Origin of the sequence: Burkholderia sp. IT-111MI5 (genome assembly GCF_949752865.1) — a bacterium.
GTDB classification, from domain to species: Bacteria; Pseudomonadota; Gammaproteobacteria; order Burkholderiales; family Burkholderiaceae; genus Burkholderia; species Burkholderia pyrrocinia_C.
In genome coordinates this window covers 382210-398617 of record NZ_CATKIF010000066.1, presented here as the reverse complement: position 1 = coordinate 398617, position 16408 = coordinate 382210, and the positions used below count along the sequence as shown (strand labels likewise).

The following is a 16408-nucleotide window of genomic DNA, read 5'->3' as shown; positions in this document are numbered from 1 at the left end:
ATGAGCGGGATCGATCCGAAACGTTTCGGCAAGGTGGCGGTGTTGTTCGGCGGCGAATCCGCCGAGCGCGAGGTGTCGCTCACCTCGGGCCGCCTCGTGCTGCAGGGCCTGCGTGACGCGGGCGTCGATGCGCATCCGTTCGACCCGGCCGAGCGGCCGCTGTCGGCGCTGAAAGACGAAGGCTTCGTGCGCGCGTTCAACGCGCTGCACGGCGGCTACGGCGAGAACGGTCAGATCCAGGGCGCGCTCGATTTCTACGGGATCCGCTACACGGGCAGCGGCGTGCTCGGGTCGGCGCTCGGTCTCGACAAGTTCCGCACGAAGCTCGTGTGGCAGCAGACGGGCGTGCCGACGCCGCCGTTCGAGACGGTGATGCGCGGCGACGATCTCGCGGCGCGCGCGCCGGAAATCGTCGCGAAGCTCGGCCTGCCGCTGTTCGTGAAGCCGGCGAGCGAAGGCTCGAGCGTCGCGGTGCTGAAGGTGAAGACGGCCGACGCGCTGCCGGCCGCGCTGCAGGAAGCCGCGACGCACGACAAGATCGTGATCGTCGAGAAGAGCATCGAGGGCGGCGGCGAATACACCGCGTGCATCGCCGGCGATCTCGACCTGCCGCTGATCAAGATCGTGCCGGCGGGCGAGTTCTACGACTACCACGCGAAATACGTTGCCGACGATACGCAGTACCTGATCCCGTGCGGCCTGCCGGCCGAACAGGAAGCGGAGCTGAAGCGCATCGCGCGCCGCGCGTTCGACGTGCTCGGCTGCACCGACTGGGGCCGCGCGGATTTCATGCTCGACGCGGCCGGCAATGCGTATTTCCTGGAAGTGAACACGGCCCCCGGGATGACCGACCATTCGCTGCCGCCGAAGGCCGCGCGCGCGGTCGGCATCAGCTATTCGGAGCTGGTCGTGAAGGTGCTGTCGCTCACGCTCAACGACTGACGCAGGAACGAAACGACGTATGTGGAACAACGTTCGCCAACTCAACCTTGCCGCCAGCGCGCTGTACGCGCTGCTGCTGCTCGTGTTGGCGGCGGCCGGCTGCTACTGGCTGATCCAGCGCCCGACGTTCGCGCTGCGGGAAATCCGGATCGACGGCGACACCGAGCACATCAACTCGCCGACGGTGCGCGCGGGCGTGGTCGGCCGGCTGAAGGGCAATTTCTTCACGGTCGATCTCGATACGGCGCGCGCCGCGTTCGAGCAGATGCCGTGGGTGCGGCACGCGAGCGTGCGCCGGGTGTGGCCGAATGCGCTGGCTGTCACGCTCGAGGAGTACAAACCGCTCGGGACCTGGGGCAGCGACCAGCTCGTGAGCGTCGACGGCGAGCTGTTCACCGCGAACCAGGGCGAACTGGACAAGGAACTGCCGGCGTTCGACGGCCCGGAGGGCAGTGCGAAGGAAGTCGTCACGCGGTATCGCGACTTCGGGAAATGGTTTGCGCCGCTGAAGGCGGCGCCGGAAGAAGTGACGCTGTCGGCGCGGTACGCGTGGACGGTGAAGCTGTCGAACGGCATGCAGGTCGAGCTGGGCAAGGAACGCAACAGCGACACGCTGCATGACCGGAGCCAGCGCCTTGTCGCGGCCTGGCCGGCCGTCACGGAGCGTTGGGGCAACGACATCGAGTACGCGGACCTGCGCTATCCGAACGGATTCGCGATTCGCGCGGCAGGCATGCGGTTCCTGACCGATACCGACAAGCGCAAGAAGTAACGAGAGATCACACGCAAGAGCACTTTATGAGCAAAGACTACAAGGATCTGCTGGTTTCCCTCGACATCGGCACGTCGAAGGTGGTGGCCATCGTCGCCGAGCTGAAAGGCGAGGGTCACTACGAGGTGATCGGCCTCGGCCAGAGCGAGTCGAAGGGTCTGAAGAAAGGTGTGGTGGTCAACATCGAGGCCACCGTGCAGTCGATCCAGCGCGCGCTCGAGGAAGCCGAGCTGATGGCCGACTGCAAGATCACCAACGTGTTCACGGGGATCGCGGGCAGCCACATCCGCAGCTTCAACTCGAGCGGGATGGTCGCGATCAAGGACAAGGAAGTCACGCAGACTGACGTCGCGCGTGTGATCGAGACCGCGAAGGCGATCAACATCCCGACCGACCAGCAGGTGCTGCACATCCTCACGCAGGAATTCATCATCGACGGCCAGGAAGACGTGCGCGAGCCGATCGGGATGAGCGGCATCCGCCTCGAGGTGAAGGTGCACATCGTGACGGGCGCGGTGAGCGCCGCGCAGAACATCGTCAAGTGCGTGCGCCGCTGCGGGCTGGAAGTGAACGACCTGATCCTGCAGCCGCTCGCGTCGTCGCTGGCCGTGCTGACGGAAGACGAGAAGGATCTCGGCGTGGTGCTGGTCGACGTCGGCGGCGGCACGACGGACATCGCGATCTTCGCCGAAGGCGCGATCCGCCACACCGCGGTGATTCCGATCGCCGGTGACCAGATCACGAGCGACATCGCGATGGCGCTGCGCACGCCGACGCCGGATGCGGAAGACATCAAGGTCGGCTACGGGATCGCGAAGCAGGCGCTCGCCGATCCGGACGAGATGGTCGAAGTGCCGGGCCTCGGCGAACGCGGCCCGCGCACGCTGTCGCGCCAGGCGCTCGCGGCCGTGATCGAGCCGCGCGTCGAGGAACTGTTCTCGCTCGTGCAGCAGGTCGTGCGCGAGTCGGGTTACGAAGAACTGCTGAGCTCCGGCGTGGTCATTACCGGCGGTGCCGCGATGATGCCGGGCATGGTCGAGCTCGGCGAAGACATTTTCCTGAAACCGGTGCGCATCGGCGCGCCGGAGTATGCAGGCGGCCTCTCCGACGTCGTGCGCAATCCGCGCTACTCGACGGCGATGGGGCTGCTCGTCGAAGGCAGTGCTCAGCGCATGCGCGGCCGCAAGGTCGCCGTGCAGTCCGGCAACGCGGGGCAGGTGTTCTCGCGGATGAAGGAATGGTTCCTGAGCAATTTCTGACGAACCGAATCGAAATTCGCGCTGGTGCCGGCGGCTGGCGCGCGACAGGGGGTTGCCCGATCTCCTGCCGAATAACGGCCGATTAGCAGTCATTCTCTTGACGGAGGCAACATGGAATTCGAAATGCTGGAAACCGAGACCAACGGCACCATCATCAAGGTGGTCGGCGTTGGCGGCGCTGGCGGCAATGCCGTCCAGCACATGATCAACCGCGGCGTGCAGGGCGTCGACTTCATCGTGATGAACACGGACGCCCAGGCGCTGTCGCGTTCGCGTGCATCGTCGGTGATCCAGCTTGGCAACACGGGCCTCGGCGCCGGTGCGAAGCCGGAAATGGGCCGTGCGGCAGCGGAAGAAGCGCGCGAGCGCATCGCCGACGCACTGCGCGGCGCGCACATGGTGTTCATTACGGCCGGCATGGGCGGCGGTACGGGCACGGGCGCGGCACCGGTGGTCGCGCAGATCGCGAAAGAGATGGGCATCCTGACGGTCGGTGTCGTCAGCAAGCCGTTCGAGTTCGAAGGCGGCAAGCGGATGCGCGTCGCCGAAGCAGGTTCGCAGCAACTGGAGGATCACGTCGACTCGCTGATCGTCGTGCTGAACGACAAGCTGTTCGACGTGATGGGCGACGACGCCGAGATGGACAAGTGCTTCCAGTGCGCGGACGACGTGTTGAACAACGCGGTCGCAGGCATCGCCGAAATCATCAACGTCGACGGCCTCGTGAACGTCGACTTCGAAGACGTGAAGACGGTGATGGGCGAGCAGGGCAAGGCGATGATGGGCACGGCGACGGTCGCCGGCGTCGATCGCGCACGCCTCGCGGCGGAACAGGCCGTGGCGAGCCCGCTGCTCGAAGGCGTCGATCTGTCGGGCGCGCGCGGTGTGCTGGTCAACATCACGTCGAGCCGTTCGCTGCGCCTGTCGGAAACGCGCGAAGTGATGAACACGATCAAGAGCTACGCGGCGGAAGATGCCACGGTGATCTTCGGTGCGGTGTACGACGACGCAATGGGCGATGCGTTGCGCGTGACGGTCGTGGCAACGGGTCTGGGCCGTGCGGCGAAGAAGCAGCAGTCGGCTCCGATGACGCTGCTGCGCACGGGTACGGACAACCAGCCGGTCAGCGCGGTGTCGCATGGCTATGCGCAACCGCATCACGTCAGCACGGCCGACTACGGCGCGCTCGATACGCCGGCGGTGTGGCGCAACTCGCGCGAAACCGCGGCATCGCACGTGCAGGCGCTGCAGGAGAAGGGTGTCGACACCTACGACATCCCGGCTTTCCTGCGCAAGCAGGCTGACTGACGCAAACACAGGCGAAGCCGCGGCGGATTCGCCGCGGTATCGCCGGCGTGACGGATGCTGCGGACCACGACAGGCCGCGTCGGATGCGACGCCGGGCCGGGAAACGTGCCCTCTTCGCTTCGGCGGGGCGGGATGGGCCGTGCTGTCCGCAACACGCCGAAAAACCGTATCGCTATGAGGGACCAGCCATGATTCAAGTGGGCGACGCGCTGCCCGACGTGCAGTTGTTCGAGTTCATCGACGACGCGCGCGAAGGGTGCACGCTGGGGCCGAATGCCTTCAGCGTGCGCGACCAGGTTGCGGGAAAGCGGGTGGTGATCTTCGGATTGCCGGGCGCTTTCACGCCGACCTGCTCGGCGCAGCATGTACCGGGCTACGTCGAACACGCCGAGCAACTGCGCTCGGCGGGTATCGACGAGATCTGGTGCGTGTCCGTCAACGACGCATTCGTGATGGGCGCATGGGGACGTGATCTGCACACCGCGGGCAAGGTGCGCATGATGGCGGACGGCAGCGCGGCTTTCACTCATGCGCTGGGGCTGACGCAGGATTTGTCCGCGCGTGGCATGGGAATTCGTTCCCTGCGCTATGCGATGGTGATTGACGGCGGTGTGGTCAAGACGCTGGCCGTCGAGGCGCCGGGCAAATTCGAAGTGAGCGATGCGGCGAGTGTTCTCGCGACGTTGACGTCCTGATCGTGCGGTGCGCCGTTGCCTGCCGGCAACGCTGCTCACCAGCCTCAGGACGGTTGTAACACGGGCTGATGACCGGAAACGCCTCCGTTCCGGGCATCGGCCCGTCCCGTATCGGCGCGGGTAAACTGCCGAAACAGATTGATACGCAGTTTCAAACAGCGTTGAATAGGGAATTACGCTATAATCCCATCTATCGAATATAACTCCTGATTGATATCTTCAATCAAGACGAAGAACACCATGCTGAAGCAGCGCACCATCAAATCGATCGTGAAGACCGTGGGTATCGGTCTGCACTCGGGCCGCAAGGTCGAACTGACGCTCCGTCCGGCGGCGCCCGGCACGGGCATCGTCTTCTCGCGCGTCGACCTGCCCACGCCCGTCGATATTCCCGCATCGGCCATGTCGATCGGCGACACGCGGCTCGCGTCGGTGCTGCAGAAGGATGGCGCGCGCGTGTCGACCGTCGAGCACCTGATGTCGGCGTGCGCGGGGCTCGGCATCGACAACCTGTATGTCGACGTGACGGCCGAGGAAATCCCGATCATGGACGGCAGCGCCGCGTCCTTCGTGTTCCTGATCCAGTCCGCCGGCATCGAGGAGCAGAACGCGCCGAAGCGGTTCATCAAGGTGACGAAGCCGGTTGAAATCCGCGATGGCGACAAGTTCGCGCGTCTCGATCCGTTTTTCGGCTTCAAGCTGAAATTCACGATCGACTTCCGTCACCCGGCCGTCGACAAGACCGGCCAGGAACTCGAGGTCGATTTCGCGAACACGTCGTACGTGCGCGAGATCGCGCGTGCGCGCACGTTCGGGTTCGCCCATGAAGTCGAAATGATGCGCGAGCTCGGCCTGGCGCGCGGCGGCAGCATGGACAATGCGATCGTGCTCGACGAGTACCGGATCCTGAACAACGACGGGCTGCGCTACGACGACGAGTTCGTGAAGCACAAGATGCTCGACGCGATCGGCGACCTGTACGTGGTCGGCCATCCGCTGCTGGCGTCGTACACCGCGTACAAGTCGGGGCACGGGCTGAACAACGCGCTGCTGCGCGAACTGCTCGCGCACGAAGACGCATACGAGATCGTCACGTTCGACGATCCGCAGGCCGCGCCGAGCGGCTTCGCGTTCGACGCGCAGACTGCGTTCGCCTGACCGGCGTTCGGCACCAGCGATAAAAAAACGGCCTGCGGGCCGTTTTTTTTATTGGCAGGCCGCCGCCGGCGGCGCGCTCAGCGCGGCGATTTCGCGCCGTGCCGGGCCGCCATCCTCGCGAGCGCGGCCTGCAGCGGCGACGGTTCGAGGTGGTCGGCGAGGTCGCGCAATGCGGCGGCACCGACCGAGGTCATCCGCGCCTGCTTCACGTGCGGCGGCTCGGGCGCGTCCTTCGGACGCACGCGCACGCGCAGCGTCGCGACGGGCCAGCCGCGCTTCTGGAGATCGCCGAGCAGCCGCGGCTCGACCTGCCGCAGCCGCGCGGCCAGCGCATTGTGCGCGGCAAAGAGGGTCAGGGTGCCGTCCTTGACGAAGCCCGGTTCGACATGATTCGCAAGATAGTCGGGCAGGAGCGCGGACAGATCGCGCTGCAGCGACGCGATCTGCTCGACGCCGGCGCGCAGCGCGGTGAACGCGTCGGTGCGGCCGAGCACTTCGGACACGGGTTGCGGGCGATGCGCGGCGAGCGGGCCGAAACGCTTGGAAAATCGGTTCATCGAGGCATTCTTCGGGCGCGCACGCGCGCGGACGTTGACGCCGATTGTACCCGCGCCGGCCCGTGCACGGGCGGCTTTCGCCCCGTCCGCCCGGCCTCGGCGCGCAATGCCCGTCCGGCCGAGACGCGGGCGCACGCGCCCCCGCGTGCTAAAATTCACCGTTTGAGTCCACTAATTCGCTAAGCCGCCGAGGCTCGGGCGTCGAGGCGCGCAACACGCGCCGGACGCCGGTGCTGCGACGCAGGATCCGATCCGATGACAACCGGTTTTCTCCAGAAAATTTTTGGCAGCCGCAACCAGCGGCTCGTCAAGCAATACCAAAAGACCGTCACGACGATCAATGCGCTCGAAACGCAGATCGAGAAGCTGACGGACGACCAGTTGCGCGGCAAGACGGATGAATTCCGCCAGCGGGTCGCGGCCGGCGAGTCGCTCGACAAACTGCTGCCCGAAGCGTTCGCGGTCTGCCGCGAGGCAAGCCGTCGCGTGCTGAAGATGCGGCACTTCGACGTGCAGTTGATCGGCGGCATGGTGCTCCACTACGGCAAGATCGCGGAAATGCGCACCGGCGAAGGCAAGACGCTCGTCGCGACGCTGCCCGTGTACCTGAATGCGCTGGCCGGGCGCGGCGTGCACGTCGTGACCGTCAACGACTATCTCGCGCAGCGCGACGCCGAATGGATGGCGCGCCTCTACAACTTCCTCGGTCTGTCGGTCGGCATCAACCTGTCCGGCATGGAGCACGACCAGAAGCAGCAGGCCTACGCGGCGGACATCACGTACGGCACGAACAACGAGTTCGGCTTCGACTACCTGCGCGACAACATGGTCTACGAGACCGACGCGCGCGTGCAGCGGGCACTGAATTTCGCGGTCGTCGACGAAGTGGACTCGATCCTGATCGACGAGGCGCGCACGCCGCTGATCATCTCGGGCCAGGCCGAGGATCACACCGAACTGTACGTGCGGATGAACGCGCTGCCGCCGCTGCTCGAGCGCCAGATCGGCGAGGAGAAGGCCGACGGCACGGGCGTCGAGAAGCCGGGCGACTACACGCTCGACGAGAAGTCGCGCCAGGTGTTCCTGACGGAATCGGGCCACGAGAAGGCCGAGCGGCTGCTCGCCGAATGGGGCCTGATCGGCGATGGCGAGAGCCTGTACGCGCCGCAGAACATCACGCTGATGCACCACGTGTACGCGGCGCTGCGCGCCCACACGCTGTTCTACAAGGACCAGCACTACGTCGTGCAGAACGGCGAAGTGGTCATCGTCGACGAATTCACGGGCCGCCTGATGGCCGGCCGCCGCTGGTCCGACGGCCTGCACCAGGCCGTCGAGGCGAAGGAACACGTGAAGATCCAGAGCGAGAACCAGACGCTCGCATCGATCACGTTCCAGAACTACTTCCGGATGTACGCGAAGCTCGCGGGCATGACGGGTACCGCGGATACCGAAGCGTACGAATTCAACGAGATCTACGGTCTCGAGACGGTCGTGATCCCGACCAACCGTCCGCCGAAGCGGATCGACAAGCAGGACCAGATCTACAAGACGGCCAAGGAGCGCTACGACGCGGTGATCCGCGACATTCGCGACTGCTACGAGCGCGGCCAGCCGGTGCTGGTCGGCACGACGTCGATCGAGAACTCCGAGCTGCTGTCGCACCTGCTGAAGCAGGCCGGGCTGCCGCACGAAGTGCTGAACGCGAAGCAGCACGAGCGTGAAGCCGCGATCGTCGCGGAAGCCGGGCGTCCGAAGCGCGTCACGATCGCGACCAACATGGCCGGTCGCGGCACCGACATCGTGCTCGGCGGCAACGCCGAGAAGCAGGCCGCGTTCATCGAGGCCGACGAAGCGATCCCGGCCGACGAAAAGGCGCGCCGCATCCAGCAGCTGCACGACGAGTGGGAAACGCTGCACGAGCAGGTGAAGGCCGCGGGCGGCCTGCACATCATCGGCACCGAGCGCCACGAATCGCGCCGGATCGACAACCAGCTGCGCGGCCGTGCGGGCCGCCAGGGCGATCCGGGCTCGTCGCGCTTTTACCTGTCGCTCGACGATCCGCTGCTGCGCATCTTCGCGGGCGATCGCGTGCGCTCGATCATGGATCGCCTGAAGATGCCGGAAGGCGAGGCGATCGAGGCCGGCATCGTCACGCGTTCGATCGAATCCGCGCAGCGCAAGGTCGAAGCGCGCAACTTCGACATCCGCAAGCAGCTGCTCGAATACGACGACGTGTCGAACGACCAGCGCAAGGTCATCTACCAGCAGCGCAACGAACTGCTCGAAGCACACGACATCACCGAGACGATCACCGCGATGCGCCACGGCGTGATTACCGAAGTCGTCCGCCAGTTCGTGCCGGAAGGCAGCATCGAGGAGCAGTGGGACGTGCCCGAGCTCGAGGAAGCGCTGCGCAACGACTGGCAGCTCGACCTCGCGATCCAGGAAATGGTGAACGAGTCGACGTCGATCACGGCCGAGGAGATTCTCGACGCCGTGACGACGGCCGCCGACGAGCAGTACGACGCAAAGGTCGCGATGGTCGGCCGCGAATCGTTCAGCGCGTTCGAGCGTTCGGTGATGCTGCAGACGGTCGACCGCCTGTGGCGCGAACACCTTGCGGCGCTCGATCACCTGCGCCAGGGCATCCACCTGCGCGGTTATGCGCAGAAGAACCCGAAGCAGGAATACAAGCGCGAAGCGTTCGAGCTGTTCGCCGCGATGCTCGACGCGATCAAGCAGGAAGTCACGCGGATCGTGATGAACGTGCAGATCCAGTCGCCGGAGCAGCTCGAGGAAGCGGCCGAGCAGATCGAGGAGCGCAGCGGCCATCTCGAGAACGTCGAGTACCAGCACGCCGAGTTCGCTGAAGCCGCCGCACCGGTGGCCGGCGGGGCAGCCGTTGCGGCTGCTGCTGCGACGGCCGACATGGTCGGCAGCGCAATGGCCCACAGCGGCCCCGGCGGCGAGCAGCCGAAGGTCGGCCGCAACGATCCGTGCCCGTGCGGCAGCGGCAAGAAGTACAAGCACTGTCACGGGAAGCTGTCATGATCGACGGCGGCGCGCGTCACGCGCGCCGCTTCGTTCGCAGCTTCGAGTGAGTGATGTGAGTTGCGGCGGCCCGCGCGTGCGGCCGCCGGTTCTTCCAATCGATGCCGGCGTGTGCCGGCATTTTCCATCCGGCAGGTGTGCCCCATGGCTGTCAATTTTCCGTCGATCGATCCCGCCCAACTGCATCCCGTCGCCGGCGTCACGCTCGGTTGGGCGGAAGCGAACATCCGCAAGCCGAATCGCAAGGACGTGCTGGTCATCTCCGTCGACGAAGGGGCGACGGTCGCGGGCGTGTTCACCGAAAACCGTTTCTGCGCCGCGCCGGTCACCGTCTGCCGCGAGCATCTGGCGAAGGTGCGCGCGGGCGGCGCGGGCATTCGCGCGCTCGTCGTGAATACGGGCAATGCGAATGCCGGCACCGGCGAGCCGGGCCTCGTGAACACCCGCGAGACCTGCACGGAACTCGCGCGCCTCGCGGGCATCGAGCCGGCGCAGGTGCTGCCGTTCTCGACCGGCGTGATCCTCGAGCCGCTGCCGATCGACCGCCTGAAGGCCGGCCTGCCGGCCGCGCTCGCGAACCGCAAGGCCGCGAACTGGTTTGACGCCGCGCAGGCGATCATGACGACCGACACGCTGCCGAAGGCAACGTCGCGCCAGGTCGCGATCGATGGCCATACGGTTACGCTGACGGGCATCAGCAAGGGCGCCGGCATGATCAAGCCGAACATGGCGACGATGCTCGGCTTCCTCGCGTTCGACGCGAACGTCGCGCAGCCGGTGCTCGACACGCTCGTGAAGGAAGTCGCCGACCGCTCGTTCAACTGCATCACGATCGACGGCGACACGTCGACGAACGACTCGTTCATCCTGATCGCGTCGGGCAAGAGCACGCTGCCTGCAATCACGTCGACCGATTCGCCGGCCTATGCAGCGCTGCGCGATGCGGTGACGGAAGTCGCGCAGGTGCTGTCGCAACTGATCGTGCGCGACGGCGAAGGCGCGACGAAATTCATGACGGTGCAGGTCGAAGGCGGCAAGAGCGTCGCCGAATGCCGCCAGATCGCGTACGCAATCGGCCATTCGCCGCTCGTGAAGACGGCCTTCTACGCATCCGACCCCAACCTCGGCCGGATTCTCGCGGCGATCGGCTATGCGGGCGTCGCGGATCTCGACGTCGGCAAGATCGACCTCTATCTCGACGACGTGCTCGTCGCGAAGGCCGGCGGCCGCAATCCGGCCTACCAGGAAGAGGACGGCCAGCGCGTGATGAAGCAGAGCGAAATCACGATCCGCGTGCTGCTCGGCCGCGGCGACGCGCAGGCCACCGTGTGGACGTGCGACCTGTCGCACGATTACGTGAGCATCAACGCGGATTACCGCTCCTGATCGGGAGTGTTCGAACGACATGGACAAGCTTGAACAGTTTCTGACGCGCGCGGAAGCGCTGCTCGGCCGGCTCGAGGGGATGCTGCCGCCCACGCCGGCGGCCATCGACTGGAACGCCGCGCACGCGTTCCGCTGGCGCAAGCGCCAGGGGCGCGGCTACCTGCAGCCGGTGCCGGCCGTATCGTCGATCACGCTCGGCGACCTGTACAACATCGATCGCCAGAAAGGGCTGATCGAACAGAACACGCGGCAGTTCGTGCAGCAGAAGCCGGCCAACAACGTGCTGCTGACCGGCGCGCGCGGCACCGGCAAGTCGTCGCTGATCAAGGCGTGCCTGAACGCGTATGCGAAGGACGGGCTGCGCCTGATCGAAGTAGACAAGGACGACCTGCACGATCTCGGCGACATCGTCGACCTGATCTCGCAGCGTCCCGAGCGGTTCATCGTGTTTTGCGACGACCTGTCGTTCGAGGAAGGCGAATCGGGCTACAAGGCGCTGAAGGTCGCGCTCGACGGCTCGATCGCCGCGCAGTCGGACAACGTGCTGATCTACGCGACGTCGAACCGCCGCCATCTGCTGCCCGAGTACATGAGCGACAACGAGTCGTACAAGCATCTCCCGGATGGCGAGATTCACCCCGGCGAAGTCGTCGAGGAGAAGATCTCGCTGTCGGAGCGCTTCGGCCTGTGGGTCAGCTTCTATCCGTTCAAGCAGGACGACTACCTCGGCATCGTCGCGCACTGGCTGCGTCATTTCGGCTGCGCGGATGCGGAGATCGAGTCCGCGCGCGGCGACGCGCTCGTATGGGCGCTCGAGCGCGGTTCGCGGTCGGGGCGCGTCGCGTGGCAATTCGCGCGCGACTGGTCGGGTCGCAAGGAGCAGGCATGAGCACGGATTTCGCACAGGGCGCCGTGCGCGCGCCGGATGGCCGCAAGGTGACGGAAGTCGCGGTTGGGGTGATGGTGCAGCCGGATGGCCCGGTCGGCCGCTGCCGCTACCTGCTCGCGCAGCGGCTGCAGGGCAAGCCGTATGAAGGCTACTGGGAGTTTCCGGGCGGCAAGCTGGAGGCCGGCGAGAGCGTCGAGGACGCGCTGGCGCGCGAACTGCACGAGGAACTCGGCATCGTCGTCACGGCGAGCCATCGCTGGCACACGCTCGAACACGATTATCCGCACGCGTACGTGCGGCTTTATTTCTGCAAGGTGACGGGCTGGACCGGCGAGCCGCACAGCAAGGAAGGGCAGGCGTTCGTGTGGCAGCAACTGCCGGTCGACGTCGCGCCGCTGCTGCCGGCGGCGCTGCCGGTGCTCGAACTGCTCGAGAAGGAAGCTGCGTCGCAATGATGCCGCGGCGGCCTGCCTGAAAGGCGGGCCATATCGCCGGCGGGCGGTGCCGCGCGCCGCTCAGCTGTCGCGGCGGTCGTCCGTGCCGTCTTCTTCCGACGAAGGGCCTTCGTCGGACGTACCGCCGATCCGGTACTTTTCCGCAGCCCAGGCGCCGAGGTCGAGCTGCTTGCAGCGAGCCGAACAGAACGGGCGGAACTGATTTTCAGGGATCCAGCGCACTTCGGCGCCGCACGACGGGCATTTCACAACGGTAGTCATACGAAAGCGTCGATCCGGCACGCGGCCGTTACAGATTGCACAGAGTCAGGTGGAACGGTACGTCGATGTCCACCGCGCGCGGCCGCACATCGCCGTCCTGCATGGTGAACCGTACCCACAGCATGTATTTGTTCGCGCTCGCTTCGGGAATGACGCGCAATTCCGGCGGCACGCGCACCTGCATCAACTGGTACGTGCGGCCGGACAGCATCTGCTGGTAGCTGCCCTGCATCGCCATGACCTTCGACGCCTGGCCCGATTCGCGCGCGAGGCGCAGCACGATCGACGCGGCGTCGCGCAGCGGCAGCATCGGCATAATCCACTTCGCGATGTCTTGGCGCCGCTGCTCGGCGGGCCATTGCTGCCACGCGTAGTACGACGGCAGGTCGAACTTGCAGGTGCCGCCGGGAATCACCGCGCGACTGCGGATGCTGGCGAGCCACTCGTTGTCGATGAGGTGCTGCCCGGTCTTGCCCTGCATCTGCGCGAGATTCGCGAGCGTCTGCTCGATTTCGCCGAGCACGGCTTCGAGCGCGTTCTGCTCGATGCCCGGATTACCGCGAAAGGGGGCGAGCGTCTGGCGCTGACGTTCGAGCTCCTTCATCAGATCCGATTTCAGGTCCGCGCGGCCGGTTACTTCGGCGATTTCGAACAGCGTCGTCAGCGCGACGTGGTGTTCACGCGGATCCTCCTGAGCCAAGAAGAACGCGAAGCGCTCGAACAGGTCTTCGAGGCGCAGCAGCGTGCGAATTCGCTCGTTGAACGGATACTCGTAAAGAATCAAGCGCGCTCGCCTCTAGGGTAGGAATTGAAACAATGCAGCACATTCTAATGCTCACTCTCTACCCTAGCAACGCACCAATTTCGTACGCCATCACGATCGCGCACGAGGGTCAGTGCGCGGCGGCCGCGAATCCGAGATAGCGTTGGTGCAGCGCATCGACCTGCGCGGCGAGCGCGTCGGGCGTCGTCGCGTCGTTGACGATCACGTCGTCGGCCGCCGCGAGACGGGCTTCGCGCGTCGCCTGTCTCGCGATGATCGCCTCGACCTGCTCGCGCGTGAACCCGTTGCGCTGCATCACGCGCGCGATCTGCGTCTCGACCGGGCAGTCGACGACGAGCACGCGATTGCTGCGCGCCTTCCAGTTGCCCGACTCGACGAGCAGCGGCACGACGAACATCACGTACGGGCCCTGCGCTTCGCGTGCGTCGCGATCGGTTTCCGCGCGGATCAGCGGATGCGTGATCGCTTCGAGGCGCCGGCGCGCGTCGTCGTCGCTGAAAATCAGTGCGCGCATCTTCGCGCGATCGAGCGAACCGTCCGCGGCAACGAAGCCGCGGCCGAATGCCTGTTCGATCGCAGGCATCGCGAGGCCGCCCGGCGCGGTGATGCGGTGGGCGATCAGGTCGGTATCGACGAGCGATGCGCCGCGGGCGCCGAACAGGTCCGCGACGGTCGTCTTGCCGCTGCCGATGCCGCCGGTGAGTCCTACTGCGAACATGTCAGCCTCCGAGCGCCGCGTAGAAAGGGGTGCCGAAAAACAGCGTCGCGACGCCGCCCGCCGCGAGGAACGGGCCGAACGGAATCGGCTCCTCGAAGCGCATGCGGCCGCGCCAGGTCGCGACGAGCCCGACGGTCGCGCCCGTCACCGCGGCGAACAGCACGACCTGCGGCAGCGCGGCCCAGCCCATCCACGCGCCGAGCGCGGCGAGCAGCTTCAGGTCGCCGAAGCCGATACCCTCGATGCCGCGCAACCATTTGAACAGCCAGTAGATCGACCACAGGAACAGGTAGCCGGCCATTGCGCCGATCACGGCCGAGCGCAGCGACGTGAACGTGCCGTCGAGGTTCAGCACGAGCCCGGCCCAGAGGAGCGGCAGTGTCATCGAATCGGGCAGGTAGCCGGTGCGGATATCGATCGCGCTCATCGCCAGCAGTGCGGCGCACAGCGCGAAGGCGGCAAGCGCGGCTACGGTCGGGCCGAACGCGGCGAGCGAGCCGGCGGCGAGCAGTGCGCACGCGAGTTCGACGAGCGGATAACGGATGCCGATCGCGTGGCCGCAGCGGCGGCAGCGTCCGCGCAATATCAGGTAGCTGACGAGCGGGATGTTTTCCCATGCGCGCAGCACGTGGCCGCAATGCGGGCATGCGCTGCGCGGGCGCCACAGATCGTAGCGCGGCGGATAACCGTCATCGGGGGCGGTGCCGGCGTTGCCGGTCGCTTCGGCGATCTCGGCCTGCCATGCGCGCTGCATCATCACGGGCAGCCGGTGCACGACCACGTTCAGGAAGCTGCCGATGCAAAGGCCGATGACGACCGCGAACGCATACTGCAGCGCGGGCGGCAGCATCGCCAGCGCGAACAGCGTGCTCTCGGGCGAATCGGGAACGGCGGACAGGGGCGCGGGCGTCATGAGGCTCAAGGTTTGGACTAAAAGGCGACAGAATCGGTTGCGATGCTACACCACGTTGCCGAGCTGAAGGATGGGCAGATACATCGCGATCACGAGGCCGCCGACGAGTGCGCCCAGTACGATCACGATCAGCGGTTCGCCGAGCGCCGCGAGCGTATCGAGACGCGCGTCGAGCTGGCGTTCGCACAGCGCGGCGAGGTCGGCGAGCATCGTGTCGAGCGCGCCGGTCTCCTCGGCGACGGCGATCGGCTGCACGACGTCGTCCGGAAAGCAGCCGGCCGACTGCATCGCATCGGCGAGACGCGCGCCGCGCAGCACGCGTGCCGCGATGTGCGCGGTGGCCTGCTCGAACACCGGATGGCCGGCCGTGCGCTCGAGCGTGGCGAAGGCGTCTGCGAGCGGCACGCCGGCACCGAGCAGCGTCGCAAGCGAGCGGCACCAGCGTGCGGCTGCGAACCGCGTGAGCGCGCTGCCTGCGAGCGGGGCGTGCAGCAGGCGCCGCGCGAGCGCATGGCGCAGCGGCGCCGAGCGCCGAAGCGCGTGATGAGCGGCAAGCCCCGTTGCCACGGCACCGGCCACGAGCACACCGCCCCACGCCGACAGCGCGGAGGACAGCGCAAGCAGTGCACGGGTCGGCGCCGGCAGTGCGGTGCCGAATCCGTCGAAGATCTGCCGGAACGTCGGCACGACCCACACCATCAACGCAGCCGAGATCGCGAGCGCGAACAGGATGACGGCTGCCGGATACGCGAGCGCGGCACGCAGCTTGCGCCACTGCGCGTCGGCACGCTCGCGGTGTTCCGCGACCCGTGTCAGCACGATGCCGAGCGAGCCGGACGCTTCGCCGACCTCGATCAGCTGGCGATACAGCGTGCCGAACTGCGCGGGATAGCGGGCGAGCGCATCGGCGAAGCGCTGCCCGCCGACGATCTCGCGGGCGAGGCCCGCGGCGATGCGCGGCACGCCGTCGCGCGTGCGCGTGCGCGTGCGCGCGAGCATCTCGAGCGACGGCGCGAGCGGCAGCCCGGCCTGCAGCAGGCTCGCGAGCTGGCGCGTGAAGCGCGTGATGTCGCGTGCGCCGGCCGTCGGCGGCCGGGCCGGCCCGCGGACGTCGAGCGACAGCACCGCGATGCCGTCGCGCGCGAGCGCGGCGCGCGCAGCCGCGGCGTCGAAGGCAATGACGGCCCCGCGGCGCGGCGTGCCGTCACGGCGGCGGCCGCGCCACGCGAAGCGGGTTTCGCGCGGCGGTGTGCGCAT

The 16408-nt window shown here is 66.7% G+C and carries 16 protein-coding genes; 10 read left to right on the top strand and 6 right to left on the bottom strand.

Going from position 1 to position 16408, the window contains the following annotated elements; genetic code table 11:
• From ACM6JT_RS31265 to lpxC, 6 genes are all read left to right on the top strand, one after another.
• Positions 1–942, top strand: a complete 942-nt coding sequence (locus tag ACM6JT_RS31265; protein ID WP_034182638.1) for a D-alanine--D-alanine ligase — start codon at positions 1–3, stop codon at positions 940–942.
• A 19-nt stretch (positions 943–961) separates the two neighbouring features.
• Positions 962–1714: a cell division protein FtsQ/DivIB gene (locus ACM6JT_RS31260; RefSeq protein WP_034182639.1), complete on the top strand. Its 753-nt coding sequence runs from the start codon at positions 962–964 to the stop codon at positions 1712–1714.
• A gap of 26 nt (positions 1715–1740) precedes the next feature.
• The gene (gene ftsA / locus ACM6JT_RS31255; RefSeq protein ID WP_034182640.1) at positions 1741–2973 is read left to right on the top strand and encodes a cell division protein FtsA; all 1233 of its coding nucleotides are present in this window, start codon (positions 1741–1743) and stop codon (positions 2971–2973) included.
• 111 nt (positions 2974–3084) lie between these two features.
• Positions 3085–4281: a cell division protein FtsZ gene (gene ftsZ / locus ACM6JT_RS31250; RefSeq protein ID WP_006477012.1), complete on the top strand. Its 1197-nt coding sequence runs from the start codon at positions 3085–3087 to the stop codon at positions 4279–4281.
• A 188-nt stretch (positions 4282–4469) separates the two neighbouring features.
• Positions 4470–4976 carry a peroxiredoxin gene (locus ACM6JT_RS31245; protein WP_217588323.1) on the top strand — a complete coding sequence of 169 codons (507 nt, stop codon included), beginning with the start codon at positions 4470–4472 and terminating at the stop codon, positions 4974–4976.
• A gap of 240 nt (positions 4977–5216) precedes the next feature.
• Positions 5217–6134 carry a UDP-3-O-acyl-N-acetylglucosamine deacetylase gene (gene lpxC, locus ACM6JT_RS31240; RefSeq protein ID WP_105389884.1) on the top strand — a complete coding sequence of 306 codons (918 nt, stop codon included), beginning with the start codon at positions 5217–5219 and terminating at the stop codon, positions 6132–6134.
• A 77-nt stretch (positions 6135–6211) separates the two neighbouring features.
• On the opposite strand, the gene ACM6JT_RS31235 is transcribed toward lpxC, so the two are convergent.
• Complete coding sequence (locus tag ACM6JT_RS31235) at positions 6212–6691, bottom strand: DUF721 domain-containing protein (protein ID WP_034182644.1); 480 nt, start codon at positions 6689–6691, stop codon at positions 6212–6214.
• Between the two features lie 255 nt (positions 6692–6946).
• Between ACM6JT_RS31235 and secA the strand changes: the two genes are divergently transcribed.
• From secA to ACM6JT_RS31215, 4 genes are all read left to right on the top strand, one after another.
• On the top strand, positions 6947–9745 hold the full coding sequence (gene secA, locus ACM6JT_RS31230; protein WP_105389882.1) for a preprotein translocase subunit SecA: 2799 nt from the start codon (positions 6947–6949) through the stop codon (positions 9743–9745).
• 144 nt (positions 9746–9889) lie between these two features.
• On the top strand, positions 9890–11131 hold the full coding sequence (gene argJ, locus ACM6JT_RS31225) for a bifunctional glutamate N-acetyltransferase/amino-acid acetyltransferase ArgJ (RefSeq protein WP_105389881.1): 1242 nt from the start codon (positions 9890–9892) through the stop codon (positions 11129–11131).
• A gap of 19 nt (positions 11132–11150) precedes the next feature.
• Positions 11151–12020, top strand: coding sequence for an ATP-binding protein (locus ACM6JT_RS31220; protein ID WP_034182647.1), 870 nt, complete (start codon positions 11151–11153; stop codon positions 12018–12020).
• Entirely contained in the window at positions 12017–12475 is a 459-nt protein-coding gene (locus tag ACM6JT_RS31215) for an NUDIX domain-containing protein (RefSeq protein WP_034182648.1), read from the top strand. Before ACM6JT_RS31220 ends, ACM6JT_RS31215 begins: the two co-directional genes overlap by 4 nt.
• A 60-nt stretch (positions 12476–12535) precedes the next feature.
• On the opposite strand, the gene ACM6JT_RS31210 is transcribed toward ACM6JT_RS31215, so the two are convergent.
• The 5 genes from ACM6JT_RS31210 to ACM6JT_RS31190 all read right to left on the bottom strand — a co-directional run bounded on the left by ACM6JT_RS31210 (position 12536) and on the right by ACM6JT_RS31190 (position 16408).
• On the bottom strand, positions 12536–12736 hold the full coding sequence (locus ACM6JT_RS31210; protein ID WP_034182649.1) for a DNA gyrase inhibitor YacG: 201 nt from the start codon (positions 12734–12736) through the stop codon (positions 12536–12538).
• A 28-nt stretch (positions 12737–12764) separates the two neighbouring features.
• Complete coding sequence (gene zapD / locus ACM6JT_RS31205; RefSeq protein WP_034182650.1) at positions 12765–13520, bottom strand: cell division protein ZapD; 756 nt, start codon at positions 13518–13520, stop codon at positions 12765–12767.
• 109 nt (positions 13521–13629) lie between these two features.
• Entirely contained in the window at positions 13630–14238 is a 609-nt protein-coding gene (coaE, locus tag ACM6JT_RS31200; RefSeq protein WP_034182651.1) for a dephospho-CoA kinase, read from the bottom strand.
• 1 nt (position 14239) lies between these two features.
• Positions 14240–15151 carry a prepilin peptidase gene (locus tag ACM6JT_RS31195; RefSeq protein ID WP_414857870.1) on the bottom strand — a complete coding sequence of 304 codons (912 nt, stop codon included), beginning with the start codon at positions 15149–15151 and terminating at the stop codon, positions 14240–14242.
• Positions 15152–15196: 45 nt separating this feature from the next.
• On the bottom strand, positions 15197–16408 hold the full coding sequence (locus ACM6JT_RS31190; protein WP_414857869.1) for a type II secretion system F family protein: 1212 nt from the start codon (positions 16406–16408) through the stop codon (positions 15197–15199).

Bases quoted from the DNA above. Each gene is read 5' to 3' on its own strand.
- ACM6JT_RS31265 (WP_034182638.1), top strand. From the start codon at position 1: ATGAGCGGGATCGATCCGAAACGTTTCGGCAAGGTGGCGGTGTTGTTC.
- ACM6JT_RS31260 (WP_034182639.1), top strand. From the start codon at position 962: ATGTGGAACAACGTTCGCCAACTCAACCTTGCCGCCAGCGCGCTGTAC.
- ftsA (WP_034182640.1), top strand. From the start codon at position 1,741: ATGAGCAAAGACTACAAGGATCTGCTGGTTTCCCTCGACATCGGCACG.
- ftsZ (WP_006477012.1), top strand. From the start codon at position 3,085: ATGGAATTCGAAATGCTGGAAACCGAGACCAACGGCACCATCATCAAG.
- ACM6JT_RS31245 (WP_217588323.1), top strand. From the start codon at position 4,470: ATGATTCAAGTGGGCGACGCGCTGCCCGACGTGCAGTTGTTCGAGTTC.
- lpxC (WP_105389884.1), top strand. From the start codon at position 5,217: ATGCTGAAGCAGCGCACCATCAAATCGATCGTGAAGACCGTGGGTATC.
- ACM6JT_RS31235 (WP_034182644.1), bottom strand. From the start codon at position 6,691: ATGAACCGATTTTCCAAGCGTTTCGGCCCGCTCGCCGCGCATCGCCCG.
- secA (WP_105389882.1), top strand. From the start codon at position 6,947: ATGACAACCGGTTTTCTCCAGAAAATTTTTGGCAGCCGCAACCAGCGG.
- argJ (WP_105389881.1), top strand. From the start codon at position 9,890: ATGGCTGTCAATTTTCCGTCGATCGATCCCGCCCAACTGCATCCCGTC.
- ACM6JT_RS31220 (WP_034182647.1), top strand. From the start codon at position 11,151: ATGGACAAGCTTGAACAGTTTCTGACGCGCGCGGAAGCGCTGCTCGGC.
- ACM6JT_RS31215 (WP_034182648.1), top strand. From the start codon at position 12,017: ATGAGCACGGATTTCGCACAGGGCGCCGTGCGCGCGCCGGATGGCCGC.
- ACM6JT_RS31210 (WP_034182649.1), bottom strand. From the start codon at position 12,736: ATGACTACCGTTGTGAAATGCCCGTCGTGCGGCGCCGAAGTGCGCTGG.
- coaE (WP_034182651.1), bottom strand. From the start codon at position 14,238: ATGTTCGCAGTAGGACTCACCGGCGGCATCGGCAGCGGCAAGACGACC.
- ACM6JT_RS31195 (WP_414857870.1), bottom strand. From the start codon at position 15,151: ATGACGCCCGCGCCCCTGTCCGCCGTTCCCGATTCGCCCGAGAGCACG.
- ACM6JT_RS31190 (WP_414857869.1), bottom strand. From the start codon at position 16,408: ATGCGCACACCGCCGCGCGAAACCCGCTTCGCGTGGCGCGGCCGCCGC.